Below are 17,087 nucleotides of genomic sequence, written 5' to 3'. Positions count from 1 at the left end.
GCCCGTGTCACAGGCTGATGCCCACGTCGAATACTATGCTGCGGCCCAGGTTGTTACGCAAGAAGTCCGGTGCGTCGGGGTGTGCGAACAGCACCCGGGCAAAGGTCGGCCCGACTAACGACAGCGAACGCCAACCCTGGCGCAGGTATTCGGTGGGAGGCGGGAAGTGGCTGTTGAGGTCCAGTACTTCGCGTTTGAGGCTGGTGAAGGCAATCAAGTCCAGCTCGCCGAGGTCCATGCCGCGTTCTTTGTAGTTATGGGCTTTCTTGCGCAAGGTGGGGGCCAGGCGCAGCAGAAACTCATGGGCGGGAATGCGTCGCGGCTTGGCCTCGCGCCGGACCAGCTGGCTCAGGGAAAACGCACTGCGTCGGCGCAGCAGCTCATCGCGCCATTCGTCGTTCAGGCGCCGGCCTTCATCCAGAACAAAAAAAACTTCGAAACTGGCGTCGCGAAACAGCACGTCCGGCGGCTCTTGCCCGGCAGGGTGAAACTCTTCCGCCCGGTAAGGCACGTTCAAGCCTTGCAGCAGGCGCTGGCAGACCCAACGCTCACGCTCCCATTTGCGGGCATTGGACAAGAACGCGTTGGCTTGTTCGGCCGCTACGGTGAGCAGGCGCAAATAATCTGAGTCATCCATGTTTGCAGCTTAGCGTTCAAATGATGACCGCAGGAAGTCTTGCTTTAAAACAGCGGTGTAGACTGGCCTCTCGAGAGTGGCTCAGGGATGAGGGGCGTGATGAGGTTTCTTGCAGGGGGTGTGTTCCCGTGATCAGCGCAGCGGTATTGGCACCGGCGACGCTCGGCCTCGGTTGGCTGTTGTACGCGCCTTGGGTGTTGTGGGCGATCCTGCGCTCGCCCTGGGTCGAGCTGTTTGCCGACCGACGGCGCCAGCATTTGTTGTTCGGTACGGTGTTTGCGCTGTTCATGCTCTGGTTGGTGCGGCGGGATTTCGATACCGGGGTTTCCTACCACTTTATCGGCATGACCGCTGTGACCCTGTTGCTCGACTGGCCCCTGGCAATCTTCGGAGGGCTTGTCGCGCAAATGGGCCTGGTGTGGCTGGGGCGCCAGGATCTGGCCGCTGTCGGGGTCAATGGCCTGTTGTTGGTCGTGCTGCCGGTGCTGGTCACCGAAGGCTGCGCGCTGCTGGTGGAGCGTGCGCAGCCGCGTAATCCTTTTGTGTATATCTTCTGCTCGGGTTTTTTCGCCGCTGCGCTGTCAGCGTTGCTCTGTCTGTTGGCCGCATTGGGGCTGTTGTGGTTCGACGGGCGTTTCGCGATGCCGGAATGGCTGGAGGATTTCGTCGGTTACTTGTGGCTGATCATCTTCCCCGAAGCCTTTATCAACGGCATGGTGATCAGTGCCTTGGTGGTGTTCAGTCCTGAATGGCTGGAGACTTTCAACCGCACCCGCTACCTCTCGGCACCCTGGAAGGATGACGACTCGCAGCGTTGATCCAGATCAAATCGCGGGCAATCCGGCAGGCCCATGCTCTGCACAATTTTTCAGGAGCACGGATCATGAGTGTGTATGAGTGGGCACGGCAGGAGTTGCGCAGAAGCCAGGACGCAGCGCAGGAAATCGGTTTTGACCCAGGGCTGACCCTGCGCGCCATGCTCAGTGCAGTGGTGCAACAGAGCAAGGGCGTACGCAGCTTCGAAGACCTGGCCGACGAACTGCAATACCTCGCAGAGAACCTCGACGACCAGCAGGAATACGCTTTTATGCGGCCTTAGTGGCGCGGCGTCAGGTCTTCGGAGAACAACTCGTCTTCGGCATCCGGGGCTACGGGAATCTTGTGTTCTTCAGCCGCCCAGGCACCCAGGTCGATGAGCTTGCAGCGGTCCGAGCAGAACGGTCGGTTGGGGTTGGTCGTTTTCCATTCCACGGGTGCGCCGCAGGTTGGGCAGTCGACGGTCAGGGGTTGGCTCATGATCGGCCTCCACGCAAAGTAAGGTAAAAGTGGTGCAGTCGCTCGACCTCGCTGTGCAGCCAGGCGAGGTCCTGGTCATTGACCAGCACGTCATCGGCATGGTTCAGGCGGTCTTCACGGCTGGACTGGGCCTTGAGAATCGCCTGCACCTGCTGCTCGCTGATGCCGTCGCGCTGCAGGGTACGCTGAATCTGCAGCGATTGCGGCACGTCGATCACCAGGATGCGCTGGGTCATGCTGTACTGGCCGGACTCGATCAGCAGCGGAGACACCAGTATCGCGTAGGGCGATTGCGCACGCGCCAGGTGGCTGCGAATCTCTTCGCCAATCAGTGGGTGCAGCAAAGCTTCCAGCCAGAGGCGCTCCTGGGGGACTTCAAAGATCAGTTGACGCAACGCGGCGCGGTCCAATCGGCCGTCGGGCAGCAGCACGCCGGCACCGAAGTGCTCGGCGATACGCGCCAGTGCCGGGCGGCCGGGCTCGACGACCCAGCGGGCGGCATGGTCGGCGTCGACCAGGTCGATGCCCAGGTCGATAAAGTGCTGGGCGGCAGCGCTCTTGCCGCTGCCAATGCCGCCGGTGAGGCCAAGAATCCAGGGTGTTGCGACAGAAGTGGTCATCTGAAACCGACAGACTGCAAATAGAAGTCGGTTATTTGACCACCCCAGAGCAATGCAATCCAGCCGGCAATCGCCAGGCAAGGACCAAATGGCATCGGCGTCGATACGTCGGACTTGCGCAAGTGCATCAGCATCAGCCCGGCAGACACCCCCAGCAGCGACGCCAACAGCAGCGTCATCGGCAGAATCTGCCAACCCCCCCAGGCGCCGAGCAGGGCCAGTAATTTGAAGTCGCCATGGCCCATGCCGTCCTTGCCGGTGATCAACTTGAACAGCCAGAACACCGTCCACAGGCTCATATAGCCCGTGACCGCGCCCCACAGCGCATCGGGCAGTGTCGCCAGCAGGCCATTGCTGTTGAGGATCAGCCCCAGCCATAACAGTGGCAGCACGAGCACGTCGGGCAGCAGTTGATGCTCTGCATCGATCAGGCTCATGGCCAGTAAGCCCCAACTCAGCAGCATCACTGCGCCTGCTTGCCAGCCGAAACCGAAGTGCCAGGCAGTGACGGCCGAAATGAGTGCGCAGGCCAGTTCAGTCAACGGGTAGCGGGCGCTGATGGGCTCGCGACAATGGGCGCAGCGCCCCCTGAGCATCACGTAGCTGAGCAGTGGGATATTTTGCCAGGGGCGAATCGGTTGGTTGCACCGCGGGCAGCAGGAATTGGGGCGCATCAGGTTATAGGCAGGCCCGACAGGCGCAGTTGGCAGTCCGAGGAGTTCGTTGGCCTGGGCACGCCATTCCCGTTCCAGCATCTTCGGCAGGCGCCACACCAGCACATTGAGGAAGCTGCCGACGATCAGGCCGAGCACCAGTGCCGTTGCAACGAAGGCCCAGGGAAGCTCAGTGAGCAGCCTGCTCAAAATGCGCTCCCCAATTGGAAGACCGGCAGGTACATGGCAAGGACCAACGCGCCGACAATACCGCCCAGCACCACCATGATCAGGGGCTCCATCAGGCTGGTGAGGTTATCGACCAGGTGGTCCACATCGGCCTCGTAATGGCTCGCGACTTTTTCCAGCATGCCATCCAGCGTGCCGGACTCTTCACCGATGGCTGTCATCTGGACCGCCATGCCTGGAAACAAACCGCTGGCGGCCATGCAGTGATTCAGTTGCATGCCGGTGGAGACATCATGGCGCATACGTTCGATTGCCTGTTTGAAGGGGCCAATGCCGACGGCGCCGGCTGCCGAGCTCAAGGCCTGCACCAGCGGCACGCCTGCTGCAAAGGTAGTCGAGAGCGTACGGGCGTAGCGGGCGATGGCGGACTTCTTCAGCAGTGTGCCCGCCAGGGGCAGTTTCAACAAACCCGCTTCCAGCCTGTAACGAAAGCCCGGAGACGCCCGATGGGCCAGGCGTAGCCCGGCAGTTGTCGCGCCCAGGCTCAGTGCCACTAACCACCAGGCACGCTGCAGGAATTCGGACAAGGCAATGACCCACAGGGTAAAGCCGGGCAAGGGACTGTCGACCCCCGCGAACAGGTTCTGGAACTGCGGCACTACATGGATCAGCAGTACCGTACTGACTAGGGTGGCAACCACCAGGATCGCGATAGGGTAGGTCATGGCTTTCTTGACCCTGACCTTGAGCCGTTGGCTTTTTTCCAGATGGATTGCCACGCGCTCCAGTAGGGTTTCCAGGGCGCCGGCTTGTTCTCCGGCGGCGATCAGGTTGCAATACAAGTCATCGAAGTAGCGCGGGTGCTTGCGCAGTGCGGCAGCCAGATTGGTGCCGGCGGCAATCTCCTGTTTCAGCCCCTTGAGCAGTTCGCGCAGCTGTTGGTTTTCGACGCTTTCACGAATGATATCGAACGCCTGCAGCAAGGGGATGCCGGCCGTCAGCAGCGTCGCCAGCTGGCGAGTGAACAGCGCAATATCGGCGGGCTTTATTGCAGGAGCGAGCATTGGCATACCCTGGGCTTGCTTGCATACGCGACCGGGGCAGATCCCTTGCCGGCGCAGTTGGGCCTTGATTGATGCAAGGTCGTGACCGGTGGTTTTTCCGCTCACCCTGCGCCCTTTGCGGTTGATGCCTTCCCAGGCGTAGATCGTCGAAGCGTCGTTCATGTCGCGGTTCCGCACACAGGTAGTGGAAGCTTTATAGCTTAGTCAGGTAACGGGCTCGGGCCTGAAGCGGCTGAGCGATAAAATGTCAGAATGTGCGTCTTGTGCGCGATTGGCCGCTCACGGATGAGTACACTGGCGCCGCTGCAAAATGCGGGGCGCAGGAAGCGCCTTGTCTTGGGCTCTATCTCTGGAGAGTGAATGTGATGCGTCAGAAAGGCTTTACCTTGATCGAGCTGCTGATCGTCGTGGCGATCATCGGCATTTTGGCAACCATCGGCTTGCCCATGTACACCAAGCACCAGGCCAAGGCCAAGTTCACGGCGGGCTTGGCTGAAATCAGTGCATTGAAGGCGGGCTTCGAGGACACCCTTAACCGGGGCACCGTACCGACGCTGGCTTTGATCGGTGGCACCAGCCCCACCGCCAACTGCACTATCGACGTGACGGGTGATGTGGCCACCGGGGCCGGCTCCATCCGTTGTGAAATCCTTGATGCGCCTGCGCCCGTGCTGGGCAAGACCATCACCTTGACGCGCAGTGCCACCACGGGCTGGAAGTGTGCCACCACGGCTGACGCGCAATACGTCGCCAAGGGCTGCGGCACCGACGGAGCGTAACCTTTGCCGGGTGGTAGGCGAGTGAGTTGCCGCATGCCCGATGCGGTGCTAGCTTTAGCCCACCGCCCGTGTAGCTCAGCCGGTAGAGCAGCGCACTCGTAACGCGAAGGTCGCAGGTTCGATTCCTGTCTCGGGCACCAAGGCAACACTGTTTCAACGGCATGTTTCAACGGCATGTTTCAAAGGCAACGTTTTCAGATGATCCCAGAATGGTTCTGAAGGCCAGACAAGTCGGCACTCGTGCCCGCTTATCAATATCTGCGCGACCTTGATGACCCAGATGCATCCCCATTCCTCGATCTAAGAGAACAACATGACCACGACTGAGATGACCCAGGAAGTTCGGCACCAGGTAGCACTCGAAAAGTACCTCGAGGAGTCACCGCAGCTTAAGGAAGAGATCAAGGATTTGAGTGCTGATGACCAGCGCGACCAGATTCAGTGGGCATTCGAGGACGAAGCCGAAAGCCGGGGCTACCAACCTTGGGAGCTGACCCTCAAGTACACCTCTACACCCGAAGAGTTCGAAGCCGCGCGGCTGGCCTTGCATAAAGAGGCGGCCGAGGTGCTCGGAGTCGAGTGGGAAGAATATTGCGAGATGAATAACCTCGTGTAGTGAGCGGGCTTGCCCCGCGCTGGGTGGCGCAGCCGCCCCAATCGGGGCGCTGCGGTGTTTCAAGAGGACCGAGGCGCCTGGGTTTGGGGCGGCTGTGCCCCTCAGCGCGGGGCAAGCCCGCTCACTACAACATTCCGGGGGGGAGGTCAGATGCTCAGGCGCATCGACAAATCCACCGCCTTGACATCCTTGGTCATCGCGCCGATGGAGATGTAGTCCACTCCGGTTTCAGCGATAGGCAGCAGGGTGCTTTCATTGATCCCGCCGCTGGCTTCCAGCTTGGCCTTGCCGGCGTTCAGTCGCACGGCTTCACGCATGTCATCCAGGCTCAATTCGTCGAGCATGATGATGTCGGCATTCGCCGCCAGTGCTTCACGCAGTTCTTCCAGGCTTTCCACTTCGATTTCCACCGGCTTGCCCGGGGCGATCTTGTGGGCGGCCGTAATTGCCTGGGCAATGCCGCCACACGCAGCGATATGGTTTTCCTTGATCAGGAACGCGTCATACAGACCGATACGGTGGTTGTGACAGCCGCCGCAGGTCACTGCGTACTTCTGCGCCAAGCGCAGGCCCGGCAAGGTTTTTCGGGTGTCGAGCAGCTTGACCTGGGTACTCGCGACAAAGTCCGCCAGGTACTGAGCCCGCGTGGCTACGCCTGACAGCATTTGCAGGAAGTTCAGCGCGCAGCGCTCACCACTGAGCAGCGAGCGCGCCGGGCCTTCGAGATGAAACAACGCCTGGTTGGGGCTGACGCGATCTCCATCGGCCACCTGCCAATGTACGGCGACGCGCGGGTCGAGCTGGCGGAATACCGCGTCTACCCACGCGGTACCAGCGATAACCGCCGCATCACGGGTAATGATCGTGGCTTTGGCCAGCCGTTCGGCCGGGATCAATTGCGCGGTGATATCGCCGCTGCCGATATCTTCCAGCAGTGCACGGCGCACGTTGGCTTCGATTTCGGCGGTGAGGTCGGCAAGACGGAGATTCGGCATAACAGGCTCCACAAACAAAGTGCAGGGATTATAGGGCCAGCACGCGCCCGAACCCAGGCTCACTACTCATTTGCCACGCAATGGCAGAGTTTGCTGGCGCAACGGCCCTCATTTGCAAGATAATCCAGCGCCTTGCAATTGGCGTCATAGCTTTGACGTATGGGTGATGCCGGGATATTTGCAGTGCCCGCCCAGGCCTGCCCTCGATATTTTCAACTCCACCGTTTCAGGAGGCCAGGATGCACAATGACGGAAAGGTGGTGCCGATCAACAAGGCACAGGCCACGCCATCGCCGCTCGCGCGCCTGCCTGTGGTGTTGCTGCAGGTGCGTGACAAGGCCGCGCAACAGCTGCAACAAGGGTTGCAGGAGCTGTTCGACAACGCCGACGACACCCTGTTCGAGATGGCCGACAAGGCCCGCAGTAACGCTGACCACCACATCTTCTTTGAAGCCATGCGCGACCTGCGGCTCAAACGCAAGAATTTCGAGCGCGTATTCATGGAGCAGCTGTTTGCCGCCTTCGCCCATCTGGGGCAGGTCGGGCGCGGTGACGTGCAGCTGGTGCCGAGGGTGTCATACGAAACCGGCGTCGCTAAGTCCGGCGATGCACTGGAAAAGGCCGTGGCGCTGGAGGCCATGTTGGGGCGGGTACACCACCGTGACGGCCTGGCGCTGGGGCAACTGACGGCCCGCTTGAGTGCTTTGCTGGGCAAGCCACTGGACGAGCGTGAAAACCCCTTGGGGCCGGCCCTGCTGTGCGAGTTCTTTTTGCAGGCGGGGCGCAGCCTGGGCGTGGAGATTCGCGTCAAGCTGATCATGCTCAAGCTCTTTGAAAAATACGTGCTCAGTGACGCCGACCTGTTGTACGGCGGCGCGAATCAACTGTTGGTTGCCACCGGGGTATTGCCCGAGCTCAAGGCGGTACCCTCGCGCCGACCCGGCGGGCGGGCGTCGCGTGACCAGCAGCGCGAGGAACGCTCGCCATCCATGGAGCCTGCGGGCGATGACAGTGGCCAGGAAGCCTTTGCCGCTTTGCAGAAGCTGCTGGCGGCGGTTCGTGGCAGCGTTGCCCCCACCCTGGAAGCCAGCGCCGAGCCGCAACCGATTGCCTCCCGCGACCTGCTGCGTCTGCTTTCTCATCTGCAACAGTACGTGCCGGAGCCCGAGGCCGAAGACGATTTCGACCTGCGTAACCAGCTTGAACAGCTGTTGACCCGGGTCAGCGTCAAAAGTGGCAAATCCCGTGTGGTGGAGGATGCCGATGAGGATGTGATCAACCTGGTCGCGCTGCTGTTCGAATACATCCTCAGTGACCGCACCGTGCCTGATGCCTTCAAGGCACTGATTGGTCGCTTGCAGATTCCGATGCTGAAAGTGGCGGTGCTGGACAAGAGCTTCTTCAGCCGTACCAGCCATCCGGCGCGACGCTTGCTGAATGAAATAGCCGCCGCCGCCATGAGCTGGAGCCCACGGGATGACTATCAGCGCGACAGCCTGTACCTGCATATCGAGCAGGTGGTGCAGCGCTTGCTGAATGATTTCGTTGACGACATGACGATTTTTTCCGAGTTGCTGGCGCAGTTCACTGCGTTTGTCTCGGATGAGCGTCGCCGCAGCGAGCTGCTTGAACAACACACCTACGTCGCCGAAGAAGGGCGCGTGCGGGCTGACGCCGCCCGCCAGCGTGTGGCCGAGGTGCTCAACCGGCGCTTGCTGGGCAAGGTGTTGCCCCAGGCGGTGGTGCAATTTATCCAGCAAGCCTGGAGTCAGGTGCTGTTGCTGGCCAATCTCAAGCACGGCGAGCAGTCGGTGCAATGGCAGGCGGGGCTGCGCACCATGGACGAGTTGATCTGGAGCGTGGGGCTGCAGAAGGACACCGAGGCCGGTCGTCACCTGCTGGAGCAACTGCCAGGGCTGCTCAAGGCATTGCGCGACGGCCTGACCAGTGCCGCGTTCGATCCCTTCAGCACGCGCGAATTCTTCGATCGGTTGCAAGCCATGCATGTGCAGTCTTTCGGTGGAGAGGGGGTCGAGACGTTGGTTGAAGTGCGCGAGCCCTTCGTACTCGGTGCCGGGGCGTCTGATCCGGCCGCGAATTTGCCCAATGATGACCCGGACCTGCTCAAGGTCTATCAGTTGCGGCTGGGGAGCTGGTTCGAGTTCCAGACCAGCGCGGCCACCACCCTGCGTTGCAAGCTGACGGCGATCATGGCACCGACCAATACCTATATTTTTGTCGGTCGCTCCGGGCTCAAGGTGCTGGAGAAGAGTGCTGCGCAGTTGGCCATGGCTTTCAAGCAGGGTGTACTGCGCACGTTGGACGAGGGCTTGCTGTTTGATCGTGCGTTGGCTTCGGTGATCGGCAACCTGCGTCAACTCAATCGCGGCAAGTGATCGCAACCGCAGGGCGGAACGCGGCATACTGGTAACACTTCGTCTCATTCAAGGAGCCAGTATGCAGTTGGACCCCGCCAGCGGTTGGTGCCAGGGCATCTGTCATTGCCCTTCGCCCAACTTCAACGAGCGCCCGGCTGGTGAAATCTCGCTGTTGGTGGTGCATAACATCAGCTTGCCACCGGCGCAGTTTGCCACGGGCAAGGTGCAGGAATTTTTCCAGAATCGCCTCGATGTTACGGAGCATCCCTATTTTGAAGGGATTGCCGCCCTACGGGTATCTGCGCATTTTCTGATTGAGCGGGACGGCACAGTGACGCAATTTGTCTCGTGCCGTGACCGGGCGTGGCATGCCGGGGTTTCCAGTTTCGAGGGGCGTGAGGTCTGCAACGATTTTTCCCTGGGGATCGAGTTGGAGGGAACGGATGAGCTGCCATTTACCGATGCCCAGTATGATTCGCTGATCGAACTGACACGCCAGTTGTTGGCGGCTTATCCCGACATAACGCACTCGCGTATTTGCGGTCATAGCGATATCGCCCCGGGTCGCAAGACCGACCCCGGCCCGGCTTTTGATTGGACGCGCTTTCGCAGCGCCCTGCAGGATGGAGGACACGCACGATGAGTTTCCTGGTGTTGGTTCTGGCGGTGTGGATCGAGAAGTTCTCGGCCCTGCGCCAGCGGTTGCAGCGCGATGGCGGCTGGTTGCGTGAGCTGGCCAAGTTGGAGTCGAGCCCCAGGATGGGCAAGCGACCCTGGCTGATTCTGTTGTTGCTGGTATTGCTGCCGGTACTGTTGCTGGCGCTGTTGTTGCTAGTGCTGGAGCCGGTGGCCTACGGCTTGTTGGCTTTGCCGGTGCACTTGCTGGTGGTGATCTACAGCCTGGGGCGTGGTGATCTATTGGCGCAGCTTGGACCTTTCCGCGACGCCTGGCGCCGCGGTGACCTGCAGGCTGCCGAGCACGTGGCCGAGCGTGACCTGAGCATCGGCGCCGACAGCGGCGAGCAGCTACTGGAGCGGGTTCAGGGGCATCTGCTCTGGCAGGCCTATCAGAGCTTTTTTGCGGTGATTTTCTGGTATTTCCTGTTGGGCCCGGTGGCGGCGTTGGCTTACCGCTTGCTGGCGCTGGCCAATGAATACAGCCAGAACCCGTTGGTGGCCGAGCGCGCCGGGCAACTGCGGCACGCGTTCGACTGGGTGCCGGTACGCCTGCTGGCGGCCAGTTTTGCCTTGGTCGGTAATTTCGTAGCGGTCAGCCGGGTGATGCTGCACGAGCTGCTGAATTGGGATATCAGCGCCGCACAACTGCTGGAAAAAGTCGGCCTGGTGGCCGCAGAAATCCCTGCGCCCGTGGTGGGCGTCGACGGCATCAATAGCCTGGATCAGTTGTGGGAACTGCTGCTGCGTGCGGCGGTGTTGTGGTACGCCGGGTTTGCTATCTGGACCGTGTTGCCCTGACACAGTCCCGCAGGGGGGCGTTTCGCGTGTAGGGCTTTCGTGTAGGAATAAGATTTTTGCGGTGTGGTGCTTGTCTTGTTTTCCCTGTCGGCCTTCATTGTGAGGTGAATCGGTGAGAAGTTTGTATCACCTAGTAACCGTCTCGGGGAGGCACAGTTATGACCGCTGTCATCGGCATCAAAGGGCATTGTGCTCACTGTGAAATGACATTCGAGCTCAAGCCTTGGCAGTTGAATGCCATTGCCATCGATGAGCCCTTTGACTGCAGGTACTGTCACGCGTGCCTGCAGCTGTGTTGCCACAAGCAACTGCGTCAATTCCGAGCGTTGGACCATTGGGCGCTGGTGCGTCCCGGCATGGTCATTCTGACCTGCGCGACCTTGCTGATGGCGCTGGTGGCGGAGTGGGTGGGGCTGCTCAGTGTGGTCGGGCAGTTCAATATTTCACTGGCGACGGTGTTGGTGCATTGCCTGAGCGTGCGTTACGCCCGCCACCGGCAAAAGATCACCTTGAATCTACAGGCTGTCAGCCGGCTGCCAATTGAACAGCTGGCACGCGTTGCGTGTGCTCGCCTCGGCCAGGCGTGACGCGTCGATACCCATGCGTTCAGCCAGGGCGATGCAGATGTCCGGCAGGTGTTGCGGGCTGTTGCGCTGGCCCGGGTACATGACCGGCGCCATATCCGGTGAGTCGGTTTCCAGCACGACCGCCTCAAGGGGCAGTTGAACGAGCACCTTGTGCATGCGCAGTGCCTGGGGCCAGGTGGCGGCGCCGCCCAGGCCCAGTTTGAAACCGAGCTTGATGTACTCGCGGGCCTCTTCGGCGCTGCCGGCGAACGCGTGGATGATGCCGCCGCGTGGCAGGCGAATGCGCTTGAGCGTGGCGATGACCGCCGCGTGGCTACGGCGAACGTGCAGCAGGGCCGGGAGCTGGAAGTCCACCGCCAGTTTCAGTTGGGCTTCGAACAGGCTTTGCTGGCGCTCGCGATCCAGTTGCTCAAGGAAGTAATCCAGGCCGATCTCGCCGACGGCGCACAGTTGCCGGTGGCCATGCAGGCGGTTCAGCCAATCGCCCAATTCCATCAGGTCGGCGGGGCGGTGTTCATCGAGATACACCGGATGCAAGCCGAAGGCGGCGAATAAGCCGTCATCTGTTTGCACCAGATCCCACAACCGCTGCCAATTCTGCTGATACACCCCCAACACCACCATGCGCTGCACGCCGAGTTGGCGGCTGTGGGTGAGGACTGCCCGGCGATCGTCATCGAAATCCGGGAAGTCCAGGTGGGTATGGGTGTCGATCAGCTTCACGTTCAAGCCTCGTGAATGCGCTGCTTGAAGGTCCGGCCGATGGCGTGCACGCCAGGCTGATACTGCTCGTCTTCAATCGCCGCCAGCGCCAGGCGCAGGGCGGTATCGGCGATCAATTGATGTTGTTGGGCCATGGCGTTGACCGGCAACGGCAGGAAGTCCAGCAGTTGGGTGTCACCGAACGTGCCCAGGCGCAATGGCCGGGACTTAAGGGGGAAGTCATGCAGTGCGTCGAATACGCCTTGCAGCAGCACGTAGGAAGTGGTCACCAGCGCGTCGGGCAAGTGCCCCAAGCGCTGCAGGAGTTGCTCCATCAACTGACGGCCGCAATCGCGGCTGAAGGCCTCGCCATGTTCGACGATCACCTCGCCGGCAAACCCTTTGAGGGCTTCACGAAAGCCTGCGGCACGTTCCTGGCTGATGCTCAGCTCTGGGTGGGCACCGATCAGCGCAATCTGCTTGGGCAACGGCAGCAACAGGCTACTGGTCAGTTGCTGGCAGGCCTTGCGGTCGTCGCTGACCACCGAGCAGAACTGCGCAGGCTCCATGACCCGGTCGATGGCGATCACCGGCAGACCCTTGGCTTGCAGCTCGCGGTAACTGTCGTCGCTGGCCGGCAGGCAACTGGCGACAAACAACGCATCGCAGCGCCGCGCGCGGAACAGTTGCAGCAACTGGCGCTCGCTGTCGGCTTCATCGTCGGAACTGGCGATCAGCAATTGATAACCCCGTGCCCGCGCCCCTTGCTCCAGCAGCTTGGCGATACGTGCGTAACTGGGGTTTTCCAGGTCCGGCAGGATGAAGCCCAAGGTGCGCGTATGCCGGCTGCGCAGCCCGGCCGCCTGGGGGTTGGGAGTAAAGCCATGGGCTTCAACCACTGCACGCACCCGCTCGACGGTGGCGTTACTGATGCGTTGCTGTTCGGCCTTGCCATTGATGACATAGCTGGCGGTGGTTACGGACACACCGGCCAGGCGTGCGATATCACTGAGTTTCAAACCGGGATTTCCTTGTTTTTTGGAGCTCGCCCCGACATTTTGTCTAATCGTAACCGATTCCAGCGCGCGGCCCATGCCTGAGCTCAAGTGCCGAGCGGCCCTTCAAGCTTGCGCAATTACCGCGTAACCTGCCATAAATTCTAGATTAAACGTTTCAGCTGGCGTATTTTTACGACGTTCGTGACTAAGTGGCTACTGCCAATTGACCACTCAGTCAGTTATTTTTGAACACATTGCGCTGATTTATTCAAAACAATACCTAGTGCACCCCTTGCACTAACTAGGAGAACGGCATGCTGGAGCTCACTGTAGAGCAGATATCCATGGGCCAGGTGGCTGTGGATAAATCTGCCGCCTTGCATTTGCTCGCTGACAAATTGGTGGCCGATGGCCTGGTCGCCGAGGGTTACCTCAGTGGCTTGCAAGCCCGTGAAGCCCAAGGCTCGACCTTTCTCGGCCAAGGCATCGCCATTCCCCACGGCACTCCCGAGACCCGCGATCAGGTGTTTTCTACCGGCGTGCGCTTGCTGCAGTTCCCCGAAGGGGTGGACTGGGGCGACGGCCAGATCGTTTACCTGGCCATCGGCATTGCCGCCAAATCCGATGAACACCTGCGCCTGCTGCAATTGCTGACCCGCGCCCTCGGCGAGACCGACCTGGGCCAGGCGCTGCGCCGCGCCGGTTCCGCCGAAGCCTTGCTGAAACTGCTGCAAGGCGCGCCGCAGGAGCTGGCGCTGGATGCACAGATGATCAGCCTGGGCGTGTCCGCCGATGACTTTGAAGAGCTGGTTTGGCGTGGTGCCCGGCTGTTGCGCCAGGCCGACTGTGTCAGCAATGGTTTCGCCGCCGTATTGCAGCAAGTCGACGCGCTGCCCCTGGGTGATGGCCTGTGGTGGTTGCACAGCGAGCAAACGGTCAAGCGTCCGGGCCTGGCGTTCGTCACCCCGGACAAACCCATGCGTTACCTTGGCCAGCCGCTGCACGGCCTGTTCTGCCTGGCAAGCCTGGGCGAAGCACACCAGACGTTGCTGGAGCGCCTGTGCGCGTTGCTGATTGAAGGTCGCGGCCAGGAGCTGGGCCGCGCGACCAGCAGCCGTGCCGTGCTCGAAGCGCTCGGTGGCGAACTGCCTGCCGACTGGCCCAGCGCTAGCATTCCCCTGGCCAACGCCCATGGCCTGCATGCGCGTCCGGCCAAGATCCTCGCGCAATTGGCGAAAAGCTTCGACGGTGATATCCGCGTACGCATCGTGGATGGCCCGGTGGGTGCCGTGTCGGTGAAAAGCCTGAGCAAATTGTTGAGCCTGGGCGCACGCCGTGGCCAGGTGCTGGAGTTTGTCGCCGAACCGACGATTGCCGGTGATGCATTGCCTGCCTTGCTGGCGGCGGTAGAAGAGGGCCTTGGCGAAGAGGTCGAACCGCTGCCGACTGTAAGCCCCCCTGCGCCAGTGCTCGACAGTGAGCCGGTGATCAATGCGCCGCTGTCCGGCAGCCAGGTCCAGGCGATTGCGGCCGCCCCTGGCATCGCCATCGGCCCGGCCCATATCCAGATCCAGCAAGTGTTCGATTACCCACTGCGCGGCGAATCTTCGGCCATTGAACGCCAGCGCCTGCACCAGGCCCTGGCTGATGTACGCCGCGATATCCAGGGTTTGATCGAGCGTAGCCAGGCCAAGGCTATCCGCGAGATCTTCATTACCCACCAGGAAATGCTCGACGATCCGGAACTGACCGACGAAGTCGACACCCGCCTAAAACAAGGCGAGAGCGCACAGGCTGCGTGGATGAGCGTGATTGAGGCGGCCGCCAGGCAGCAGGAGTCGCTGCAGGACGCCTTGCTCGCGGAGCGCGCCGCCGACTTGCGGGATATCGGTCGCCGGGTGCTCGCGCAGTTGTGTGGCGTGGAAACCGCCCAGGAACCCAGCGAGCCGTACATTCTGGTGATGGACGAAGTGGGCCCCTCGGATGTGGCGCGCCTCGATCCATCGCGTGTTGCCGGCATCCTGACGGCCCGGGGCGGCGCTACGGCCCACAGCGCAATTGTTGCGCGCGCGCTGGGCATTCCCGCGCTGGTGGGGGCCGGTTCGGCAGTCTTGCTGCTGGCGTCCGGAACGCCATTGTTACTGGACGGCCAGCGCGGCCGCCTGCATGTCGACCCCGACGCCAGCACCCTGCAACGTGCCGTGGTCGAGCGCGATACCCGCGAACAGCGCCTGCAAGCCGCAGCGGCCCAGCGCCATCAACCGGCACTGACCCGCGACGGCCATGGCGTGGAAGTCTTCGCCAACATCGGCGAAAGCGCCGGGGTTGCCGGTGCGGTGGAGCAGGGGGCCGAAGGCATCGGGCTGCTGCGCACCGAGCTGATTTTCATGGCCCACCCGCAGGCGCCGGATGAAGCCACCCAGGAAGCGGAGTACCGCCGCGTGCTCGACGGCCTCGCCGGGCGCCCGCTGGTGGTGCGCACCCTGGATGTGGGTGGGGACAAACCGCTGCCCTATTGGCCGATTGCCCAGGAAGAAAACCCCTTCCTCGGCGTGCGCGGCATCCGTCTGACCTTGCAGCGCCCACAGATCATGGAAGCCCAGTTGCGGGCGTTGCTGCGCTCGGCGGACAACCGCCCGCTGCGCATCATGTTTCCCATGGTCGGCAGCGTGGACGAATGGCGTGCCGCCCGGGAAATGACCGAGCGCCTGCGCCTGGAAATCCCGGTGGCGGATTTGCAGTTGGGCATCATGATCGAAGTGCCGTCCGCTGCGTTGCTGGCGCCGGTACTGGCCAAGGAAGTGGACTTCTTCAGTGTCGGCACCAACGACCTGACCCAGTACACCCTGGCCATCGACCGCGGCCACCCGACGCTGTCGGCCCAGGCGGATGGCTTGCATCCCGCTGTATTGCAATTGATCGACATCACCGTGCGTGCCGCCCATGCCCACGGCAAGTGGGTTGGCGTGTGCGGCGAACTGGCGGCCGACCCGCTGGCGGTGCCGGTGCTGGTCGGCCTGGGTGTGGATGAATTGAGCGTTTCGGCCCGCAGCATTCCAGAAGTGAAGGCGCGGGTGCGGGAATTCAGTCTGAGCGAGGCCCAGGGCCTGGCGCAAAAAGCACTCGCGCTGGGCTCGCCCGCCGACGTGCGTGCCCTTGTGGAGGCCGTGTAAATGGCGAAGATTCTGACCCTGACGCTGAACCCGGCGCTCGACCTCACGGTGCGCCTGGCGTGCCTGGAACCGGGCGCCGTCAACCGCAGCGAGCCTCTGCTCACCCACGCTGCCGGCAAGGGGGTGAACGTGGCCCAGGTGTTGGCCGATTTGGGCCACCAAGTCACCGTCGGCGGCTTTCTCGGTGAAGACAACCCCCAAGCCTTCGAGGCGCTGATTGCGCGGCGCGGTTTTGCCGATGCGTTTATCCGTGTGCCGGGCGAAACCCGCAGCAACATCAAGATCGCCGAACAGGGCGGTCGGGTCACTGACATCAATGCCCCGGGGCCACAGGTCAGCGAGCAGGCGCAGTTGGCGCTGCTCAATCAGCTCGCCTTGATTGCGCCCGGCCATGACGCCGTGGTGGTTGCCGGCAGTTTGCCGCGTGGTGTCAGTGTGCAGTGGTTCCAAGGCTTGCTCGCAACATTGAAAAACCTCGGCTTGAAGGTGGCCCTGGACACCAGCGGCGAAGCCCTGCGTGCGGGTTTGCAAGCCGGTCCCTGGTTGGTCAAGCCCAACACTGAAGAGCTGGCCGAAGCCCTGGATAACGCCGCAGACACCATCAGCCGCCTGCATCGGCAAGGCGTGGAGCATGTGGTGGTTTCCGATGGCGCCGCCGGCGTGAACTGGTACAGCCCGGGCGTGGCGTTGCACGCCACGCCGCCCAAGGTCAGCGTCGCCAGCACCGTCGGCGCCGGCGACTCGCTGCTGGCCGGCATGCTGCACGGTTTGCTCAGCGGCGACGCGCCCGAGCAGACCCTGCGCCGCGCCACCGCGATTGCCGCCATGGCGGTCACGCAGATCGGTTTCGGCATCAGCGATGACGCGCAGTTGGCGCGTCTGGAAAGCGGCGTCGATGTGCGCGCGCTGACAGAACAATAAGAG

Annotated in this window: 18 protein-coding genes and 1 tRNA gene; 11 read left to right on the top strand and 8 right to left on the bottom strand. The window is 61.9% G+C overall.

The features are described from left to right. Positions 1-7 precede the first annotated feature (7 nt). Complete coding sequence (locus tag DK870_RS06770; RefSeq protein ID WP_053254334.1) at positions 8-637, bottom strand: DUF1780 domain-containing protein; 630 nt, start codon at positions 635-637, stop codon at positions 8-10. A gap of 128 nt (positions 638-765) precedes the next feature. Between DK870_RS06770 and DK870_RS06765 the strand changes: the two genes are divergently transcribed. Both DK870_RS06765 and DK870_RS06760 read left to right on the top strand, forming a co-directional pair. Next, positions 766-1,455 carry an energy-coupling factor ABC transporter permease gene (locus DK870_RS06765; RefSeq protein WP_161548296.1) on the top strand — a complete coding sequence of 230 codons (690 nt, stop codon included), beginning with the start codon at positions 766-768 and terminating at the stop codon, positions 1,453-1,455. Positions 1,456-1,520: 65 nt separating this feature from the next. Beyond that, positions 1,521-1,736 (top strand): hypothetical protein, encoded by a 216-nt coding sequence (locus DK870_RS06760; protein WP_003171680.1) that lies wholly within the window; start codon positions 1,521-1,523, stop codon positions 1,734-1,736. Here the strand turns inward: DK870_RS06760 and yacG are convergent. Genes yacG through DK870_RS06740 form a run of 4 tightly spaced genes read right to left on the bottom strand, consistent with a single transcriptional unit; the run spans position 1,733 to position 4,621 of the window. Beyond that, a complete protein-coding gene (yacG, locus tag DK870_RS06755) occupies positions 1,733-1,933 on the bottom strand; it encodes a DNA gyrase inhibitor YacG (RefSeq protein WP_060754867.1) in 201 nt (66 codons plus the stop codon). The genes DK870_RS06760 and yacG overlap by 4 nt on opposite strands. Beyond that, positions 1,930-2,553, bottom strand: coding sequence for a dephospho-CoA kinase (gene coaE / locus DK870_RS06750; protein WP_060754868.1), 624 nt, complete (start codon positions 2,551-2,553; stop codon positions 1,930-1,932). Before coaE ends, yacG begins: the two co-directional genes overlap by 4 nt. Next, positions 2,550-3,416, bottom strand: coding sequence for an A24 family peptidase (locus tag DK870_RS06745; RefSeq protein WP_161548295.1), 867 nt, complete (start codon positions 3,414-3,416; stop codon positions 2,550-2,552). The genes coaE and DK870_RS06745 overlap by 4 nt, the downstream gene beginning before the upstream one ends. Beyond that, positions 3,413-4,621, bottom strand: coding sequence for a type II secretion system F family protein (locus tag DK870_RS06740; protein WP_161548294.1), 1,209 nt, complete (start codon positions 4,619-4,621; stop codon positions 3,413-3,415). Before DK870_RS06740 ends, DK870_RS06745 begins: the two co-directional genes overlap by 4 nt. Positions 4,622-4,824: 203 nt before the next feature. Here DK870_RS06740 and DK870_RS06735 point away from each other — a divergent pair, with 203 nt between their 5' ends. The 3 genes from DK870_RS06735 (at position 4,825) to DK870_RS06725 (ending at position 5,854) form a co-directional block, all read left to right on the top strand. Continuing rightward, positions 4,825-5,238: a pilin gene (locus tag DK870_RS06735; protein ID WP_161548354.1), complete on the top strand. Its 414-nt coding sequence runs from the start codon at positions 4,825-4,827 to the stop codon at positions 5,236-5,238. A 64-nt stretch (positions 5,239-5,302) separates the two neighbouring features. Continuing rightward, positions 5,303-5,378 (top strand) — tRNA-Thr (locus tag DK870_RS06730). 173 nt (positions 5,379-5,551) lie between these two features. Further along, complete coding sequence (locus DK870_RS06725; protein ID WP_060754872.1) at positions 5,552-5,854, top strand: DUF6388 family protein; 303 nt, start codon at positions 5,552-5,554, stop codon at positions 5,852-5,854. A gap of 146 nt (positions 5,855-6,000) precedes the next feature. Here the strand turns inward: DK870_RS06725 and nadC are convergent, their stop codons facing one another. After that, positions 6,001-6,849 (bottom strand): carboxylating nicotinate-nucleotide diphosphorylase, encoded by an 849-nt coding sequence (gene nadC, locus DK870_RS06720; protein ID WP_090366842.1) that lies wholly within the window; start codon positions 6,847-6,849, stop codon positions 6,001-6,003. Between the two features lie 239 nt (positions 6,850-7,088). Here nadC and DK870_RS06715 point away from each other — a divergent pair, with 239 nt between their 5' ends. The 4 genes from DK870_RS06715 to DK870_RS06700 all read left to right on the top strand — a co-directional run bounded on the left by DK870_RS06715 (position 7,089) and on the right by DK870_RS06700 (position 11,290). Then, entirely contained in the window at positions 7,089-9,245 is a 2,157-nt protein-coding gene (locus DK870_RS06715; protein WP_161548293.1) for a DUF1631 domain-containing protein, read from the top strand. A 61-nt stretch (positions 9,246-9,306) separates the two neighbouring features. Next, complete coding sequence (gene ampD / locus DK870_RS06710) at positions 9,307-9,870, top strand: 1,6-anhydro-N-acetylmuramyl-L-alanine amidase AmpD (protein ID WP_161548292.1); 564 nt, start codon at positions 9,307-9,309, stop codon at positions 9,868-9,870. Beyond that, the gene (gene ampE, locus DK870_RS06705; protein WP_060754876.1) at positions 9,867-10,703 is read left to right on the top strand and encodes a regulatory signaling modulator protein AmpE; all 837 of its coding nucleotides are present in this window, start codon (positions 9,867-9,869) and stop codon (positions 10,701-10,703) included. Before ampD ends, ampE begins: the two co-directional genes overlap by 4 nt. A gap of 158 nt (positions 10,704-10,861) precedes the next feature. Beyond that, a complete protein-coding gene (locus DK870_RS06700; protein ID WP_104995492.1) occupies positions 10,862-11,290 on the top strand; it encodes a hypothetical protein in 429 nt (142 codons plus the stop codon). On the opposite strand, the gene DK870_RS06695 is transcribed toward DK870_RS06700, so the two are convergent. Together DK870_RS06695 and cra are read right to left on the bottom strand one after the other, a co-directional pair. Continuing rightward, positions 11,219-12,013, bottom strand: a complete 795-nt coding sequence (locus DK870_RS06695) for a TatD family hydrolase (protein WP_161548291.1) — start codon at positions 12,011-12,013, stop codon at positions 11,219-11,221. The two genes, DK870_RS06700 and DK870_RS06695, sit on opposite strands and share 72 nt — an antisense overlap. Positions 12,014-12,015: 2 nt before the next feature. Next, entirely contained in the window at positions 12,016-13,011 is a 996-nt protein-coding gene (gene cra, locus DK870_RS06690) for a catabolite repressor/activator (protein ID WP_060754879.1), read from the bottom strand. 293 nt (positions 13,012-13,304) lie between these two features. Between cra and ptsP the strand changes: the two genes are divergently transcribed. Next, positions 13,305-16,163 (top strand): phosphoenolpyruvate--protein phosphotransferase, encoded by a 2,859-nt coding sequence (ptsP, locus tag DK870_RS06685; protein WP_161548290.1) that lies wholly within the window; start codon positions 13,305-13,307, stop codon positions 16,161-16,163. Further along, a complete protein-coding gene (pfkB, locus tag DK870_RS06680; RefSeq protein WP_161548289.1) occupies positions 16,164-17,084 on the top strand; it encodes a 1-phosphofructokinase in 921 nt (306 codons plus the stop codon). It abuts the gene before it with no gap. The last annotated feature ends 3 nt before the right edge of the window (positions 17,085-17,087 follow it).

The organism is Pseudomonas sp. Q1, from assembly GCF_009935975.1.
GTDB classification, from domain to species: domain Bacteria; phylum Pseudomonadota; class Gammaproteobacteria; order Pseudomonadales; family Pseudomonadaceae; genus Aquipseudomonas; species Aquipseudomonas palleroniana.
This window is presented reverse-complemented; position numbering and strand designations above follow the sequence as displayed.

Bases quoted from the DNA above. Each gene is read 5' to 3' on its own strand.
- DK870_RS06770 (WP_053254334.1), bottom strand. From the start codon at position 637: ATGGATGACTCAGATTATTTGCGCCTGCTCACCGTAGCGGCCGAACAA.
- DK870_RS06760 (WP_003171680.1), top strand. From the start codon at position 1,521: ATGAGTGTGTATGAGTGGGCACGGCAGGAGTTGCGCAGAAGCCAGGAC.
- yacG (WP_060754867.1), bottom strand. From the start codon at position 1,933: ATGAGCCAACCCCTGACCGTCGACTGCCCAACCTGCGGCGCACCCGTG.
- coaE (WP_060754868.1), bottom strand. From the start codon at position 2,553: ATGACCACTTCTGTCGCAACACCCTGGATTCTTGGCCTCACCGGCGGC.
- DK870_RS06740 (WP_161548294.1), bottom strand. From the start codon at position 4,621: ATGAACGACGCTTCGACGATCTACGCCTGGGAAGGCATCAACCGCAAA.
- DK870_RS06735 (WP_161548354.1), top strand. From the start codon at position 4,825: ATGCGTCAGAAAGGCTTTACCTTGATCGAGCTGCTGATCGTCGTGGCG.
- DK870_RS06725 (WP_060754872.1), top strand. From the start codon at position 5,552: ATGACCACGACTGAGATGACCCAGGAAGTTCGGCACCAGGTAGCACTC.
- nadC (WP_090366842.1), bottom strand. From the start codon at position 6,849: ATGCCGAATCTCCGTCTTGCCGACCTCACCGCCGAAATCGAAGCCAAC.
- DK870_RS06715 (WP_161548293.1), top strand. From the start codon at position 7,089: ATGCACAATGACGGAAAGGTGGTGCCGATCAACAAGGCACAGGCCACG.
- ampD (WP_161548292.1), top strand. From the start codon at position 9,307: ATGCAGTTGGACCCCGCCAGCGGTTGGTGCCAGGGCATCTGTCATTGC.
- ampE (WP_060754876.1), top strand. From the start codon at position 9,867: ATGAGTTTCCTGGTGTTGGTTCTGGCGGTGTGGATCGAGAAGTTCTCG.
- DK870_RS06700 (WP_104995492.1), top strand. From the start codon at position 10,862: ATGACCGCTGTCATCGGCATCAAAGGGCATTGTGCTCACTGTGAAATG.
- ptsP (WP_161548290.1), top strand. From the start codon at position 13,305: ATGCTGGAGCTCACTGTAGAGCAGATATCCATGGGCCAGGTGGCTGTG.
- pfkB (WP_161548289.1), top strand. From the start codon at position 16,164: ATGGCGAAGATTCTGACCCTGACGCTGAACCCGGCGCTCGACCTCACG.